This window comes from Actinomycetes bacterium, from assembly GCA_022396035.1.
Taxonomy (GTDB): Bacteria; Actinomycetota; Humimicrobiia; order Humimicrobiales; family Humimicrobiaceae; genus Halolacustris.
The window spans coordinates 56,744-72,877 of record JAIOXO010000006.1 but is presented as its reverse complement, the minus strand read 5'-3'; the positions used below and the strand labels follow the sequence as shown (position 1 = coordinate 72,877).

The window sequence follows — 16,134 nt, the reverse complement described above, 5'->3', positions numbered from 1 at the left end:
AAAATAGGCCAATTTGGCCAAAGTTAGCCTTCTGAAACCCGCATGAATACTGGGTTTCCGAAGGTGGAGGGCAAGTTAAAAATGGGTAGTGCTTGAAACCCGCACCAGTAAAGGGTTTCAGAGTTTCGTGAAGACCACTTAAAACATACAAAAGGAGGTAAGTAAAATGGCTGAAAAAGAAACGGAAAATACAATCCGAGACTTTGTTGATGCTTTAGAGAAAAAGGATAATGACAGAGCACTATCCTTTTTTAGCGATGATGCTAAATGGTTTACTGCTGAAGGTACATTTATAGGAAGAGATGAAATAAAAAGATACCTTGCCTGGATGTCAAAGACTCTTACAGATATGAAGTTTACTGATGATGGAGTTGGAATCATAATTCAGGAAGATAAAGCAGTTTATCAGTCTACTTATGAGTCAACCTATGAAGGTATAAAAATTAAAGTAGGCATTGTATGCACCTATGAGTTTAGCGGAGACAGAATAAAAAATCACTGGATTATTACTGACAGGCTTTCAATGGCTAAACAGATAGCTAAAGGGCCAATTGCCAAAATGGCAGTAAACACAATAGTTTCTCGAATGGAAAAGGGACTGCATTAATTTATCAAAAATAATATGTATGCGCACGAACTATTGCAGACATTTGCTATAGGTAAACCATAAGTAGAATTTTAATCGCATATTTTATAAATAAGACCTCATAAATCACATGGGGTCTTATTATATTATTAACTCTTTTTCCCCCTATATAATGGTTTAAACAACAACCATGTTCTTAAGAATAAACTCCTCTGGAAAGTATAAATATATTCAGATACTGCACAACTACAGAGATGGTAATAGATGCAAGCATAAAATAATAATGCCCCTGGGCTGCTATGAGAAAAAGCGCTATGAAAGGATAAAAAAACATTTAAAGGATTGGAAACCCATGGGTAGAGCAGGTACAAAAAAAGGGCAATATTTAAGCTGTTTTAAATAATTTTTCCGAAACTTTGGTTAACAACTTTTTTTACTTTTTACTCTATCAACGCATATAAGATAAAGGTGTCTTAATGGCTGCCCCGGGTTGCGAAATTTCGAACCAAATCTTGAAGGAATTGACTGATTTAAAAAAATATCTTTATTTAGCTATCAATAAGTTATAAGCACATAAGCAGAATAAATCAAATTCAGATAATTATATCTTGAGATTAAGATTTTTCCCCAACATGTCGTTAATATCAAGTTGATGAAGACCAAAAATTAAGATAAAGTGCCATAAGAATTATTAAGAAAGCCCCAACTGCCCCAAGAGTGATACCAGCGATATCAAAACCTCTACTTTTTATACTAGATCTGTTTGATTTAATTCTAAATAAGTCGATAACGCCACAGATAACACCTACTATACCTAAAGCGCAACTACTCCAAAAAGTTATTATATCAAGTGGTCCAGGAATTCCTAAAATACCACTACCCCAGTATAATACCAGGGATAAAATTCCAAGTATTAATGATATAACTGACAAACCACTAATTTTTTCTTTGCTCTTATTCATAGAAACCTCTCTTATAAAATAAATAAACATATAAATATAAAGAAACCCAGCAAATATTAAAATTACTAAAATATCAATAACTTCTTTTCCTCTCTGGTTAAGAACTACCATTCTATAAATTAAATTTAACCAGATTAAAAGACTTAAGACGTGAAATCCTATATTGCCGATTTGGTTATAAAATGCTCGAATTCTTTCATCTGTTTTAAAAAGCTTATTTTTTATCATCTTTTTCTCCTATCCAAAATAATTCATCAAGGCTCTTATTTAATACCCGGGAGATAGATAAGCAAAGCTTTAAGGTTGGATTATATTTTCCTGCTTCAATGAGCATTATAGTTTGTCTAGTAACTCCAACAGAATCTGCTAGCTCCTCCTGGGTTAAATCCTTTTCTACCCTTGCTAATTTCAATTTATTTCTAATAATAATTTCTTTCATTTTTTTCCACCTAATTTTTTTATAATAGTAATATATAATAATACCAATGTCAAATATATATTACATTTTGTATATTATAGATTGCATTATTGGATTATTTATTAATTAGAATAGAGACTATGTTGACTTTTTATAAAGCCTTTTAGTTGGGGAGAGAGGATTCGAACCATAATTAATGTATTATGATGGTGCCCCTGAGTAGTGCAATGTCGAACTGTATATTGGAGGAATTGGAGAGAATTCATAAAATTGTAAATATGGCTGGGGACTGTGGATAGAGCTAGAACCAAATTAGTAAGTTTAAATAGTAATTTCTTACCATATTAAAATTAATTTTACGAATGCTAACTAACCTATAAAATTTTTCAAAAAAACATAATAAATTTTTATAAAGATTACTCTAATAACTCATAAAGTACTATATATTACCACATAATATATAAAATTTATGTTATACTTTAATATAAAGTTCTTTGTTTTAATACTAAATATTTTTTTAGAGGGGTTAAAATATGCCTAATACTTTTTTTAATCATTACCATTACTGGCTGCAGTATGAAAAGAAAGGTGAGATATCAGGTATGGCTGCTGGTCTTATAATGATGAAAAATGAAGTGTCCAGCATAGATAAATCTGGCTCAATAGATAAAAAAACAAAATCTCTAGTTTTTTCTAAATATGCTGAATGCTGCTACCAGACTTCGAAAACCATTAAAGAAGAAGGAAGCGTAGATAAATGGAACGCAGCAGGTAAATATTCGGGGATGATCTATGATACTGATGAATATATAAATAAAGCTTTAGAGGTTAATCCTTTAGAATTTAGAGCCCAATATATTAGAGCAAGGCAGGCAGCTGACAAATATGCAAATAGTGTTAGGGCCAAAAAAGGCTATCTCAAACAGATGGAAAAACTTCTCGGTATCTATAAAAAATATTTAAAAATCAAAGATTCCTGGTTTTATGAAATTATGCAATTTAGCCACCAGTTACTGATACTGGCTGATTTTTCAAAAAAGAAAAAAATAGTTGATGGGCTAGGCTCTTCAAAAGAGATATATAAAACCATACTGGAATTTGAACCTATGAATTTAAAATATACTGGAGATGACCCAAAAAGAGAACTGCAGGAAGCGGTAGAATTAAAAGCCAGGGTCCGTAAAGAATTGGTTTCTTATAAATAAATATGTGTAATTGAAATAAAATTTTGAATTTGATTTTTTAAGCTTAAGTGCAGATATTAATTTATTCTTATATTTTTTTATGAAGAAAACTTCTTACCCAAAATCTTTAAGGCCTGAGATGTACCAATTCGTAAATTTCTATCAGATTTCCTCTTTCATCTTCCCCAGTCCAATAAAAATAGGCATTACCGTCAGTAAGGTTATCGCTTTTTAACCAGTAACTGTCTGAAGCTTTTGAGCCAGGAGCAATGGTAACTTTTCCTCTATTGATCTGTGTTTTACCTTCAGTAACCCATTTTTCTCCTTCTGCATCCATTATATATCCCTCGCCATTAAGGGCATATCCGATCTTGCCACCAGTTTCCTCAAATATTATTTCCCATTCCCACCGATTATCACTATTTCTTTTAACCTCAGGTGGATAATTTATGCAAACAATTGCCTTTTCTTCTTTGTTTTGAGAGTAAGAGCCCTCTTTTACAGCTTTGAGTATATTTAATATGTCAGAATTTCCCCTATCGGAAGCGATATCTATAGCGGTCTTACCCATATCATCTTTTATATTAATATCCGCTCCATTAGATAGCAGTAATTCTACAAAATAGGTTGACTTAAAAATTGCTAAAGATGCCATCAGAGCAGTACTACCATTATCCCTTACAGCATTAACATCGGCTCCATTATTTATAAGTGTATCAGCTACACAAGTCCGATTATATATAGCAGCAAGCATAAGAGCAGTAACTCCTTCTTTCCCCTTTGCATTTGCATCTGCACCATTTTCTAACAATATTTGTACTATATCATTCTGCCCATTAGCTGAAGCCATCATTAATGGGGTAAGGCCATCACCTAAATCTGAATTGACATCAATACCCAATTTTATAAGTCTTTCTACTTTTTCCATATTATTTAACTTAATAGCTTCAATCAAGGAATCTATATTTATTTCATCTTTTGGTAGGTCTTTACCGCAGGAAGGTAGAATAATAAAAAAAATTATTAAAGTAACGAAGATTATAATTATTTTTTTACTCATAATTCTTAATATAGGTATAGTTATTATTTTTTATTTATAGCCATCCTAACTTTTCGAAGGGATTCTAAAATTTCATTTTTGAATTCCCCGCTTCCACTATTTATGTTTTTAGCAAATATTTTTTGTAAAATATCTAATGTTTCCTTTTCTTTTATATTTCCTAAAGCTTTGACTATTTCAATTCTGGCTTCAGTTATACCAATGCTATAATTTTGTAAAGCCAAATAAAGAGAATCAATGGCCCTTCTATCCCCAATGCTACCAAGAGCCTGGACTGCCTTTAACCTTACTTGTCTTTCCTTGTCATTTAGCAGATTAATAAGTGGCTTTACAGCTCTAGGATCACCAATCCTACCAAGAGCTACTACTCCTGATTGCCTAATGAAATAATCTTTATCTTTTAAGGCTTTAATAATCGGTTTAAGAGCCCTGTTGTCTTTAATCTTTCCAAGTGCTTCTATAGCTGCTTTTCTTATAAATTTATCCCTTTTGTCCCTTAAGGCTTCTAGCAAAGGTTTGATAGCCTTATCATCTTTTAATTCCCCTAGAGCTCTAATTGCCTGTGCTCTAACTTCCTTGTCTTCATCTAGTGTCATCTTAATTATTTTTTCAACCGTGTTTTTATCTTTTAAGTCTCCAAGAGCTTTTAAAGCTTCTATTCTGATTTCCTTATCTTTATCATCTAAAGATTCGATAAATATATCTACTGTCTTTTCATCATTTATATTATGAAGAGCTTCTAATGCAGCTAATTTAGTACGTTTTTCGGATTCCTTTACAATATTTATTAAGGGATCAGTAGCTATTTTATCTCCAATGATTCCAAGTGCTTTTATAACTTCAATTTTATAGGTGTACTTTTCTTCATTTAATAGATCGATAAGTGGTTTAGTAGCTCTTTTATCTCTGGTCTCTAAAACTGTATCTATTGCCCATTTCCTGATAGTTTTATCTTCATTTTTCAAAAGGTATTTTAAAAAATATGGTGCTTTGTCAATCCCAATATCTTGTAAAGCCTTTTTGGCAGATAATTTTACTTTATGATGTTTATCTTTAGATACTTCGAGCAGAGGCATTATTGCCCCGGTATCCCCAATCTTTCCCAGCGCCTCGGCAGCACTTTCTTTTACTGACCAACTCTTATCCTCCAAAGCAACTATTAGTGAAGGTACCGCTTTTCTGTCACCTAATTCTCCAAGTGCTTGGGCAGCATTGATCTTACGGATAGTGCTATCGCTTTTTAATTTTCCTAGTGTTGATTTTATATCTATTTTTTCTGTATTTGTGTCTTTAGATGGATTTTGAAGGATTTTAATCAAATTATCCACATCTTTTGCTCTTCTAAATTTCTTTATATCCTCTGGTTGTAAAAATCCCATACTATATTTTTTCATACTATCCTTTTTTATGTGTATGGAAGATAAAAATACAAGATTACTAAAAATATTATAAAAATTTTATACTTATTTCAAGAAATATTGGAAATTAGTCTTAAAACTAAAATATAAAAAAATAAAATTGATGTGTCTTGCTGGGGGGAGGATTCGGACCATAATTGATATATTAATAACGGAGATGATATCCAGGCGTGCATATGGGTTTAGAAACTTTGAAAACTACAGGTTGAGAGTGAGAGCGTTATGCTGCTAGAGAACGGGTTCCCCCGTTGTTGGTGGAGAGCCCATAAAATATGTTGGTGCCCGAGGCCAGAATCGAACTGGCACGAGGAAAAACCTCAACGGATTTTAAGTCCGTTGCGTCTACCAATTCCGCCACTCGGGCATTTAAGTTAGAATATTCTATCAGAAATCAACAATACTGTAAATAATTCCATCCAAAATGTCAGACTCACTAACTACCACATAATCCAAACCCAAAAAGTCCATTATCCTTACCAGGATACAGGCTCCCGCCACTATAATATCAGCCCTTTTAGGATGGAGACCTTTAAGCTTCTTTCTCTGACTTAAATTCATCTTCTGTAGTCTGGAATTTATATCCTCTATCCTGTCATAGGTAAGCATATGATGATGAACTTTTTCCCGGTCATATACCTCTAATCCCATATCTATGCCAGCCAGAGTGGTAATGGTTCCCGCCAGTCCTAAAGCAGCCTTAAAAACCCTGCCCGGCCAGGATTTAAGATTTTCTTCAACAAACTCCTGCACATAGTTTTCCATATGCCGGTAATCATTACCAAATTTTTCCTTAAGGCTCACACAACCCATATCCATGCTGATATCCATAATAGGATCGCTGCCGCTGCCGACAACAAGCTCGGTGCTTCCCCCGCCAATATCCATTACTAAATAATCATTAGAATTATGGTTATAATTTTTAAAAATTTTGGTTTTGTCCAGGTCAGCCGTAGCCCCGCTGTAGCTTAGAAAAGCTTCCTGCTGTCCGGATATGATTTCAAGATTTATGGATGCTTCACTGGCAGCATAATCTAAGAACCACTGTCTGTTATTAGCCATCCTTAAAGCACGGGTTCCTACCGCCCGGTAATTCTGAACCCCATAATCTTCCATGAACTGTTTATATTCCTTTAATACCCTGACTGTTCTTGCCGCAGAAGTCTTACTGATCATTTTGGTTTTATCCAGGTTCTTTCCAATGCGGGTTATTTCCATGGTTCTGTATATAGTATTGATTTTACCCGAACCGGTTTCCGCTATAAGTATACGGGTTGAATTTGTCCCTACGTCGATGGCAGCCGCAATCATGAGTTAATACTCTTTGATTTCATTATTGTAGAATATTTTTATATTGCCCCAGAGGTTGGAATTAGAATACATCAGATCCTGGTTTACATTCTCAGTAGCTTCCTGCTCTACCACTACAAAATAGTTTTGTTCATCCTGCTTGGTCATATTAAACTGGGTCCTGGCTTCATTCTCTATACCCTGTTCCTGGTAAAGAGTCTTTTCTTCGGCCAGCATTTCAATATTTTCATTTCTTATCCAGCTTAACTTGTCCTGAAGCTCTACTATTTTTTCCCTCTCCTCTATAAGCTTGGATATCTGATTTAAGGAAAGTACAACCGTTACAATCACAAAAGCCAGGAACATGATTGCCAGTATATTTAACTTTACTTTCCTGGAAAGGGTACTTATGACTTTAATTTTTCTACTCATTATTAAGTAAAAAACCTAGAATTTTATTACTATTATTACTATATTTATTTCTATGCTTATTTTTATATTCTATTTTATAATAATACCTGACCCCATTTACTTCAAGGGGTTTAAAAAAATATTATTGTATTTGTATGCTTAATTTACTAAAATAACTTCTTAATATAAAGTACAATAAGAAAATGAAAGAACTACCCCTATTTTCTTCTAAAACGCAAAATCAGATTGCAAAACAGGTTCTATTGGCATTTCTGGTAGCAATATTTATCGGGTCCCTGGTGCTTTTGGTACCCCAGATGACTGCCAGCGGGCAAATAAGCTACATAGACGCTCTGTTTACTTCAACTTCAGCCATATGTGTTACCGGACTGATAGTGCAGGATACCCCCACTTATTTTACCGACCTGGGGAAAACTGTTATCCTTATATTGATCCAGCTGGGAGGCCTGGGCATAATGACCGTTGGATCCATATTTGGCTTGATACTGGGAAGAAAAATAAGCATAAGAGACAAATTTTACCTTACCAGCAGTTTTGGACGGCAGCAATCTTTTAGTACTTATAAGTTCTTTATGCTTATAGCATCGGTTACCTTTGCTTTTGAATTTATTGGTTTTCTTCTGATGTCTTCAGTGCTGTATTTCAAGTACTCCTATCCCATAAAAAGCGCTTTGACTTTCAGTGGTTTCCACTCCATCAGCGCCTTCAATAATGCCGGTTTTTCACTTTATTCCAACAGCCTGGAAGGTTTTGCAGGTGATATACCCATCAACCTAGTTGTGGTAGGCCTTATAATCATAGGTGGTTTGGGGTTTCCGGTTATATCTGAAATTATCACCTACCGAAGAACCCGCCAGCTATCCCTGCATGCCAAGCTAGTCTTGATAGTTTCAGGGTCACTGTTAGCCTTTGGGGCTATTATGTTCTTCTTGCTTGAATTCAGGAATCCTGATTCCATTGGAGGCCAGAACATGTTAACCAAAATACTGGCCAGTATTTTCCAGTCGGTAACCCCCAGGACTGCAGGATTTAATACCATAAGCATGGCCAAACTAAATCCGGCTACCCTGTTCTTTATCATAATACTGATGTTTATAGGGGCTTCTCCCGGAAGTACAGGAGGCGGCATTAAAACCACCACCTTCGCGGTGGTAACCGCAGGCAGCCTGTCTACCCTGAGGGGAAGAGAGCAGGTAACCCTTTTTAAGAGAAGAATTCCCAATCAGCTTATACGCAGGGCACTGACCATAACCATTACCGTAATAGTGCTGGTAATCTTTTCTACCATAGGTATACTCATTTTAGAAAAATGCACTCTGGTGGAAGCAATCTTTGAGGTAATATCAGCTTTTGGCACCGTAGGGCTGTCTACCGGAATCACTTTCTCTCTGTCTGTAGGCAGTAAGATAATATTGATACTGTGTATGTTTATTGGTAGAATTGGAATCAGCACTTTATCGGTTGCTATTGCTATACGGGGCACCCGGGACAAGATTGTTTACCCCGAAGAAACTGTTACCATCGGTTAGTTTATGAAAAAACAATTTTTAGTTATAGGATTAGGCAGATTTGGAGCCAGCGTGGCCCGTACCCTTACCCAGGGAGGCTATAGCGTAGTAGGTATAGACCAGTCTGAAGACCGCATACAGAGGGTATCTGAAGAGATATCGGATGTCATGAAATGTGACGCTACCGATGTTGATATCTTAAGCTCTATTGGAGTTCCCGATTTTGAAGCCTGCATTGTTTGTATTGGAGAAAAGTATATACAAAACTCCATACTGGTAACCCTGCTTCTCAAAGAAAAAGGAGCCAAAAAAATAATCGCCAAAGCCGGTACCAAAACCCAGGGCAGAGTGCTTTACAAAGTGGGGGCAGACAAGATCGTATACCCTGAAAAAGATATGGGAGAAAGAGTAGCCAGGAGCCTGACCAGCTCCAATATCATTGACTTTTTAGAGGTAAGCCCGGACATAAGCATAATTGAGATGAAAGTTCCATCTATGATTATAGGTAAAGATTTAATCGAGCTAAACTTAAGGCACAAATACGGGGTAACCATAATTAGCGTAAAAACCGGTGAGGAGAATATCCAGTCTCCACCACCGGTTGATTACAAGTTTCAAGCAAATGATGAAATTACCGTAATTGGGGACAACAAGAAATTAAAGAAATTAAGGTTTACCGAAGACTAGTCTATTTTTTTCACATTTATAAAATTGGTGCTTCCCGGCTTGTTTACCAGAATACCTGCAGTTATAACCACTGTATCTTTGGATTGCACATAACCCTCTTTTCTTGCTGCTTCAATAGCTTCATTTATTATTTCACTTATATTGCCTACAAACTTGGTCTTAACCGGTATGACTCCCCAGCTTACCATTAACTGGTGTACTACATAATCATGGGGACTGGCCCCTATTATAAGGCTGTGGGGCCGGTTCTTTGCCACCTGCCTGGCAGTATGCCCGGACTGGGTAGAAGATATTATGGTTTTGGCATTCAGCCTGGCAGCAATTTCACAGGAAGCAGAGCTGATAGCCTGGGTTATGGTATCCTTCTTATCATTGTCCCGGACAGACAGCAGCTGGTCAGCCATTAACTCTTTTTCAGTTTTGTTAATTATCTTAATCATCATCTGCAATGACTCCACCGGGTATTTACCCACAGCAGTCTCTCCTGAAAGCATTATGGCGTCGGAACCATCCAGTATGGCATTGGCCACATCACTTACCTCGGCCCGGGTCGGCCTGGGGTTCCTTATCATGGAATCCAGCATCTGGGTTGCAGTGATTACCGGCTTTCCTGCTTGATTGGTATCCTTTATTATATTTTTCTGAAAGATGGGTACATCTTCCTCATCGATCTCTATACCCAAATCCCCCCTGGCAATCATGATGGCATCAGCCTGCTCCAGGATTTCATCAAAATTAGTTGTAGCTTCATGTTTTTCAATCTTTGCTACTACCATCTGATGCCCATTTTTTTTCTTGATTGCCTGCTGTATCTTTTTAACATCCCCTGCTTCCCTTACAAAGGACTGGGCGATAAAATCAACTCCCAGGTCTACTCCCAGATCCAGAAAATACATATCTTTCTCCGTAACCGATTCTATACTTAATCTGATTCCCGGTAGGTTTATACCTTTATGTGACCTGACTACACCACCCCTTATTACCTCGCATCTGGCCATAGAGTCCCGGCTGCTTATCTCCACTACCCGGCACTCAATAAGCCCGTCATCAATAAAGATGGTATTGCCTTTGTGCAAATCTTTTATCAAATTGGGATAGCTTACACTTAGCACCATGCCCTTGTCAGCATCATAGGTACCCTCTGTTTCTTTGGGGGTAAAGTTTAAATAATCTCCATTTTTTATTACCAGGTCCTGCTTGAGCTCCCCTATCCTTATCTTGGGACCCTGCAGGTCCAGCAATATAGCAGTATTGGAATTTAGCTCCTTTGAAATATCTCTGATATGTCCCACAACTTCAGTAACTTCTTTTTCACCGGCATGAGAGGTATTTATCCTGGCAATATCCATTCCGTTTTCAATCATGGTTTTCAGGCCGTGGTAGTCATTGCAGGCAGGGCCTATGGTAGCAATTACCTTCGCCCTTCGTATTAAATTGCTTTTTTGGCTTTTTCCCATAACTTATCCTTCTCCTTTAGGGGGAGTGACTTAAAATCAATATTATGTTCTAAGGCATATTTCTCCATATAATCAAACCTTTTAATAAACTTCCGGGAGCTGCCTTTTAAGCTGTACTCACAATCAATATCCAGTTTCCTGCTCAAATTAACCACTGAAAACAGGAGATCGCCTATCTCCTGTCCTGCTTTCTGCAGGTCTTCTTGGTCCAGTTCCTGTTCAAGTTCATCCATCTCTTCTTTAATCTTATCCATAACTTCATCCTGCCGGTCCCAGTCAAATCCTAACCTTGCGGCCCGTTTCTGAATTTCATGGGCAAAATGCAGCGCAGGAAGAATTCGCGGAATGCCTGCAAAAACGGAATCCCTGGTCCGGTTTTTTTGTTTTCTTTCCTTCTTTTTTATAGCCTCCCAGTTTTCAAGTACCTGGGTAGAATTATCTACTTTCTGATTGCTGAATACATGAGGATGCCGCCTGATCAGTTTTTTTATAATCTCTTTCAGGACGCCATTAATATCAAAAGTTCCATTTTCTTTACCTATCTGACTGTGGAAAACCACCTGCAGCAATAAATCACCCAGCTCTTCCCTTAATGAAGAAAGGTCATTTTTCTCAATGGACTCTACCGCCTCATAGGTTTCTTCAATAAGATTTTTCTTAAGGCTGGCGTGGTTCTGCTCCCGGTCCCAGACACATCCCTGATTTGATCTCAGTTTTGCCATTACCGATAGAAGTATGCTGAACAGTTTTTCGCTCTGGTCCATACGGTCAATTTCTTTTATATCGTAATCCACTACTCCTGGCCTTCCTCAATTTCTTCTTCCGGAGTAAGCTGACTTTTTATCTCGGTATTGTATTCAATCTCTGCCCCGTCTATTAAACCATATACAAAATCAGACCAGGCTGCATTCTTGTTTTCACTTTCCATGTAAGTTATAACTGTCTCCCTGACCTCATCATATTCCTTTATATATTCATCCTGCTTATCGGTTACCTTAAGTATATGGTAACCGTAGACAGTTTCTACGATATCGCTGACCTCGCCTACCTGCAAAGCAAAAGCTATATTCTCAAATTCCTCTGCCATTTCGCCACGGGAAATATAGCCCAGCCCTCCCCCGTTTTCAGCTGAAGCGGTATCATCAGAATATTCTAGGGCCACTTCTTCAAATGATCTGCCCTCTTCCAGTTCCTGCTGCACAAATTCTATCTTATCCATCGCCGACTGTTTTTCCTGTTCGGTTATCTCTGTCTGCCCCTCTTCAAGCTCAAACCTGGCCAGTATATGACTTACCTCTACTTTTTCAGGCACTAAAAACAGATCCTGCTTGTTTTGTTCATAAAAGTCTGCGGCTTCTTCTTCAGAAACCTCTATACCTGCAGTTACCATATCAAATATCTTGGTCCTTAAGATCTGGTTTTCCAGCTCATTTCTCAAAAATTCCTCATCTACGCTCATGGATTCCAGGGCCTGTTCAAATTCTTCACGGGAGCCGTAGGTTTCTATTATCTCCTGGTATCGGGTATCCAGCTCCTCCTGGCTGACACTGATACCTTCTTCCTGGGCGTACTGCTTGAGCAGCTTAATTACAATTAGCGAATCCAGTATGTTGCTCTGCACATTATCTATGGTTGCCTGATCCTGCTCCAGAGCCCCTTCAGTATCCTGGCTTTTAAAAAAATTAAAATAGGCGTCAATATCACTGTCGCTTATCTTTTCTCCATTTACTACTGCTGCTGCTTTGGAGCAACCGCTTATGGTTAGCACCAAGATAAATATTAATAATAATGCAATAATAAAACTAATTTTTTTCACTTTCTAACCTCTTTTCCTTTCTCCAGTCAATGTTGCTTATTATAACATTTAGAATATTATAAACTAAACCCAAATTAATATTGTTTTCAATTACCTTTAGCACCAGCTGCTGGCCCCTTGCCCTGTAGAAGAGATTGGCATCCACTTCTTTTAGCTGCTCATCGGTTAAATACAGATCCACCTTCTTAAATATCAGGGCCCTGTTTCTGTAAACCATACTGCCGATTTCGGCTTTCTGCATCAGGTTCTTTATTTTGGCCAGGTTTATAAGGTTTACCACTGTCTGGGGAAATCTTCCATATCTTTCGCCTATAAACTCCGATACTTCCCCTATTTTATCTATGCTCTCTGCCTGGCCCAGGCTGCGGTAGATATTTAACCTATCCTTTTCTTTAGGTATAAAACTCTTGGGTATATATGCACTTACCGGTATTTCTATCTGTATATTCATATCCCGTTTTACCGGCTGGCCTTTAAGCCTGGCTACTTCTTCTTTTATAATCTGGCAATACATCTCAAACCCCACGCTGTCCATATGGCCGCTCTGACGGGGGCCCAGCAGTTCCCCGGCTCCCCTTATTTCCATATCCCTCAAGGCTATGCTGTAACCGGAGCCTAAATCAGTATACTCTGCCAGGGCTTTTAGCCTCCGCAGAGAAGTCAGGCTCAGGCTCTGCAGCCGGGGGTAGAAGAAATAGGCATAGGCTCTCTCCGTGGACCTGCCCACCCTGCCTCTTAACTGGTGCAGCTGGGATAGGCCAAAACTGTGCGCATTTTCTACTATAAGCGTGTTTACATTGCTGATATCCATACCCGATTCAATGATAGTGGTGGTAAGCAGAACATCATATTTTTTATCTATAAAATCTGACATTATCTGCTCAATTTTAGTTCCCTTCATCTGGCCATGGGCCAGGGCAATCCTTGCCTCCGAGACCAGATCTTTAAGGTATGACAACCTGTTCTGTATGCCTTTTATATTATTAAATACATAATAAATCTGGCCTCCCCTCTTTATCTCCCGGTCTATAGCCTGCCTTATAATCTGGTCATCCTTCTGGCCCACAAAAGTCTCTATAGGGTTCCTGCCTTCAGGATGGGTGTTTATGGTAGCCATATCCCTTATTCCAGTTAAGGCCATATACAGGGTTCTGGGAATGGGGGTGGCGGTGAGGGTAAGCACATCCGCATTCTTTTTAAGCAACTTTATTTTTTCCTTGCTCCCTACCCCAAACCTCTGCTCTTCGTCCACTATGATAAGGCCCAGGTTTTTAGGATTTATATCTTTCTGCAGTATCCTGTGGGTGCCTATTATCATATCCGCCTGACCCTGGTTAAAACTTTTAATTATCTCTTTCTGGCTGCTTCTTTTCCTGAACCTGCTCAATACCTCCAGTTTTACCGGATAATCCTGGTACCTCTGGCTGAAATTATGGTAGTGCTGGTCTGCAAGTATGGTGGTAGGTACCAGCATCATTACCTGTTTGCCAGATTCTATGGCAGCAAAAGCAGCCCGTATAGCCACCTCTGTTTTTCCAAACCCCACATCGCCGCATACCAGCATGTCCATAGGCCGGGAACTGGCCATGGCCTGGTTAACCTTCTGGATAGCCTTAACCTGGTCTATGGTTTCGGTAAATGGAAACAGGTCCGATATTTCCCTCTGCCAGGGAGTATCTACAGTAAAGGAAAACCCTTCCATGGCTTCCCTGTGGGCATAAAGCCTGGAAAGGTCAAAAGCAAGTTTTTTAACTGAGTTCCTGACCCTTGTCTTCATCCGATCCCACTGCTTTGAATTCAGGGTGGTAATTCGCGGATTTTCCTTGCCGATATATTTAGTAATTCTATCTGCTTGCCAGGTAGGCACATACAGCCGGTCATTATTGGCATACTCTATTAAAAAATAGTCCTTTTTGTATCCGCCCGACTGCCGGGACACTATATCAACATAGCGGCCTATGCCATGGGTTTTATGTACCAGATACTGTCCCGGCTTAAAACCTTCAATCTCCCTGAGAGATAGAAGAGCTTCATCCTGCAGGCTGCTTTCCGGTTTCTGATAAACATCAAGCTCTCCGTATACAGAAGCCTGGCCTGACCTGAACCCATGAAGAAGATTTTTGTCCAGTATATTGGCCACCCTGTGCCTATCTTCTCCCTGCTGTTTAAAGGATAAGCCGTCTTCAGTGATTATCTGTTTTATTTTATCCCTTCTTTTGGAATTAGAGACAGAAATATATACCTTTCTACCCGCCTTAAAATCCTTCCTTATATTAGAAAGAAAATTTTCAGGCCGGGCAAAACTTCTCTTCTGGGGCTGGATATTTAAATTTATGTCCCTCCGGGCACTTGAGTTTGTCGGGTTTAAAAGAACCCTGGTTGAAGCATGCTTAAATATTTCCTCTTTTGGCAGCAGGTAATTATCAAGGCAATCCATGCTTTCCAATATGGTTTTATCCATATCTTCTAAAAGTATCTTGGCCAGTACATCCCTGTCGCTGGACATTTTTACTTCTACTTCCAGGGGATCACAGATAACTGTAGTCAGGCTGCCCAGGGTTTTGCTCAGGTATTGCTGCAGGGATAAACTGTTATGGCCTTTTTTAAGTTTCCAGGGGTTTATATTGGGAAAGATTTCTGCCTGTTTTTCGCTGGACTCCTTCTTCCCGGTTACCGGGTTAACTGCATAAATATGCTGCAGGTCATCTCCAAAGAAATCAAGTCTTAACATTAAATCACCAGTTATATCGAAAACATCAACTACCGAACCTCTGATACTGAACTCCCCCCGGTCATAGACCATGTTTACCCGTTCATAGCCGGACTCAACCAGCCTTGCCACCAGAGTATCCCTTTCGTACTGGCCTCCCTGTTTCAAGGTTACGGGATCAAGATTTTTTAAAAGCTGGTGGTCCATTAAATTAAGGCAGGAATTTATGCTGGCTACAACTACAAAGGATTGCCTGCTGCCGGCAGTCTTTATGACTTTAAGCCTGGATGTTATCTTCTGCATATCTACCACTTTGTCCCGGTAATATATAGACATGGGAGGACTGGGGTAACTTAAAACCTGTTTTTTAGAAAGGCTGGCCACTTCGGTTACCAATTCCTGGGCCCTGTCCCAGGTAGAGGTTATGGCCAGGGTAGGGCCTTTAGAATTTTCAGCAAAGAAAGCAATCATATAAGCCCACAGGTCTTCTGCGGTACCTATACTCAGGCTTTCTTTTTTTTCTTCCAGAAGGCTTGAGATTTTTTTAAATTCGTCCTGGGCACAAAATAGATCAAGCAACATTTTTTAATGGAAAGTTTTAAAAGTGAC

The 16,134-nt window shown here is 38.5% G+C and carries 14 protein-coding genes and 1 tRNA gene; 4 read left to right on the top strand and 11 right to left on the bottom strand.

Annotated features, from left to right (window positions below):
* The first annotated feature begins 166 nt into the window (after positions 1-166).
* Positions 167-607, top strand: coding sequence for a nuclear transport factor 2 family protein (locus K9H14_03525; protein ID MCG9479262.1), 441 nt, complete (start codon positions 167-169; stop codon positions 605-607).
* Positions 608-1,230: 623 nt separating this feature from the next.
* Here K9H14_03525 and K9H14_03520 read toward each other — a convergent pair.
* Together K9H14_03520 and K9H14_03515 are read right to left on the bottom strand one after the other, a co-directional pair.
* Complete coding sequence (locus tag K9H14_03520) at positions 1,231-1,776, bottom strand: hypothetical protein (GenBank protein MCG9479261.1); 546 nt, start codon at positions 1,774-1,776, stop codon at positions 1,231-1,233.
* A complete protein-coding gene (locus K9H14_03515) occupies positions 1,763-1,987 on the bottom strand; it encodes a helix-turn-helix transcriptional regulator (protein ID MCG9479260.1) in 225 nt (74 codons plus the stop codon). Before K9H14_03515 ends, K9H14_03520 begins: the two co-directional genes overlap by 14 nt.
* Positions 1,988-2,586: 599 nt before the next feature.
* Between K9H14_03515 and K9H14_03510 the strand changes: the two genes are divergently transcribed.
* Positions 2,587-3,171 carry a hypothetical protein gene (locus K9H14_03510; GenBank protein MCG9479259.1) on the top strand — a complete coding sequence of 195 codons (585 nt, stop codon included), beginning with the start codon at positions 2,587-2,589 and terminating at the stop codon, positions 3,169-3,171.
* Between the two features lie 106 nt (positions 3,172-3,277).
* Here the strand turns inward: K9H14_03510 and K9H14_03505 are convergent, their stop codons facing one another.
* The 5 genes from K9H14_03505 to K9H14_03485 all read right to left on the bottom strand — a co-directional run bounded on the left by K9H14_03505 (position 3,278) and on the right by K9H14_03485 (position 7,347).
* On the bottom strand, positions 3,278-4,210 hold the full coding sequence (locus K9H14_03505) for an ankyrin repeat domain-containing protein (GenBank protein MCG9479258.1): 933 nt from the start codon (positions 4,208-4,210) through the stop codon (positions 3,278-3,280).
* A gap of 23 nt (positions 4,211-4,233) precedes the next feature.
* Positions 4,234-5,604: a HEAT repeat domain-containing protein gene (locus tag K9H14_03500; protein MCG9479257.1), complete on the bottom strand. Its 1,371-nt coding sequence runs from the start codon at positions 5,602-5,604 to the stop codon at positions 4,234-4,236.
* A gap of 300 nt (positions 5,605-5,904) precedes the next feature.
* A tRNA-Leu gene (locus tag K9H14_03495) sits at positions 5,905-5,992 on the bottom strand.
* 20 nt (positions 5,993-6,012) lie between these two features.
* On the bottom strand, positions 6,013-6,936 hold the full coding sequence (locus K9H14_03490) for a Ppx/GppA family phosphatase (protein ID MCG9479256.1): 924 nt from the start codon (positions 6,934-6,936) through the stop codon (positions 6,013-6,015).
* A gap of 3 nt (positions 6,937-6,939) precedes the next feature.
* Positions 6,940-7,347 carry a cell division protein FtsL gene (locus K9H14_03485; GenBank protein ID MCG9479255.1) on the bottom strand — a complete coding sequence of 136 codons (408 nt, stop codon included), beginning with the start codon at positions 7,345-7,347 and terminating at the stop codon, positions 6,940-6,942.
* A 182-nt stretch (positions 7,348-7,529) separates the two neighbouring features.
* Here K9H14_03485 and K9H14_03480 point away from each other — a divergent pair, with 182 nt between their 5' ends.
* Both K9H14_03480 and K9H14_03475 read left to right on the top strand, forming a co-directional pair.
* Positions 7,530-8,876 carry a TrkH family potassium uptake protein gene (locus K9H14_03480; protein ID MCG9479254.1) on the top strand — a complete coding sequence of 449 codons (1,347 nt, stop codon included), beginning with the start codon at positions 7,530-7,532 and terminating at the stop codon, positions 8,874-8,876.
* Positions 8,877-8,879: 3 nt separating this feature from the next.
* Positions 8,880-9,542 carry a TrkA family potassium uptake protein gene (locus K9H14_03475; protein MCG9479253.1) on the top strand — a complete coding sequence of 221 codons (663 nt, stop codon included), beginning with the start codon at positions 8,880-8,882 and terminating at the stop codon, positions 9,540-9,542.
* Here K9H14_03475 and pyk read toward each other — a convergent pair.
* Genes pyk through mfd form a run of 4 tightly spaced genes read right to left on the bottom strand, consistent with a single transcriptional unit; the run spans position 9,539 to position 16,107 of the window.
* Positions 9,539-10,999, bottom strand: coding sequence for a pyruvate kinase (gene pyk, locus K9H14_03470; GenBank protein ID MCG9479252.1), 1,461 nt, complete (start codon positions 10,997-10,999; stop codon positions 9,539-9,541). The genes K9H14_03475 and pyk overlap by 4 nt on opposite strands.
* A complete protein-coding gene (mazG, locus tag K9H14_03465; GenBank protein MCG9479251.1) occupies positions 10,972-11,793 on the bottom strand; it encodes a nucleoside triphosphate pyrophosphohydrolase in 822 nt (273 codons plus the stop codon). Before mazG ends, pyk begins: the two co-directional genes overlap by 28 nt.
* The gene (locus tag K9H14_03460; GenBank protein MCG9479250.1) at positions 11,793-12,815 is read right to left on the bottom strand and encodes a peptidylprolyl isomerase; all 1,023 of its coding nucleotides are present in this window, start codon (positions 12,813-12,815) and stop codon (positions 11,793-11,795) included. The genes mazG and K9H14_03460 overlap by 1 nt, the downstream gene beginning before the upstream one ends.
* A complete protein-coding gene (gene mfd, locus K9H14_03455; protein ID MCG9479249.1) occupies positions 12,802-16,107 on the bottom strand; it encodes a transcription-repair coupling factor in 3,306 nt (1,101 codons plus the stop codon). Before mfd ends, K9H14_03460 begins: the two co-directional genes overlap by 14 nt.
* Between the last annotated feature and the right edge of the window lie 27 nt (positions 16,108-16,134).

What these genes read in the sequence shown, in the direction of transcription:
- K9H14_03525 (MCG9479262.1), top strand. Translation starts at nt 167, where the DNA reads ATGGCTGAAAAAGAAACGGAAAATACAATCCGAGACTTTGTTGATGCT.
- K9H14_03520 (MCG9479261.1), bottom strand. Translation starts at nt 1,776, where the DNA reads ATGATAAAAAATAAGCTTTTTAAAACAGATGAAAGAATTCGAGCATTT.
- K9H14_03515 (MCG9479260.1), bottom strand. Translation starts at nt 1,987, where the DNA reads ATGAAAGAAATTATTATTAGAAATAAATTGAAATTAGCAAGGGTAGAA.
- K9H14_03510 (MCG9479259.1), top strand. Translation starts at nt 2,587, where the DNA reads ATGATGAAAAATGAAGTGTCCAGCATAGATAAATCTGGCTCAATAGAT.
- K9H14_03505 (MCG9479258.1), bottom strand. Translation starts at nt 4,210, where the DNA reads ATGAGTAAAAAAATAATTATAATCTTCGTTACTTTAATAATTTTTTTT.
- K9H14_03500 (MCG9479257.1), bottom strand. Translation starts at nt 5,604, where the DNA reads ATGAAAAAATATAGTATGGGATTTTTACAACCAGAGGATATAAAGAAA.
- K9H14_03490 (MCG9479256.1), bottom strand. Translation starts at nt 6,936, where the DNA reads ATGATTGCGGCTGCCATCGACGTAGGGACAAATTCAACCCGTATACTT.
- K9H14_03485 (MCG9479255.1), bottom strand. Translation starts at nt 7,347, where the DNA reads ATGAGTAGAAAAATTAAAGTCATAAGTACCCTTTCCAGGAAAGTAAAG.
- K9H14_03480 (MCG9479254.1), top strand. Translation starts at nt 7,530, where the DNA reads ATGAAAGAACTACCCCTATTTTCTTCTAAAACGCAAAATCAGATTGCA.
- K9H14_03475 (MCG9479253.1), top strand. Translation starts at nt 8,880, where the DNA reads ATGAAAAAACAATTTTTAGTTATAGGATTAGGCAGATTTGGAGCCAGC.
- pyk (MCG9479252.1), bottom strand. Translation starts at nt 10,999, where the DNA reads ATGGGAAAAAGCCAAAAAAGCAATTTAATACGAAGGGCGAAGGTAATT.
- mfd (MCG9479249.1), bottom strand. Translation starts at nt 16,107, where the DNA reads ATGTTGCTTGATCTATTTTGTGCCCAGGACGAATTTAAAAAAATCTCA.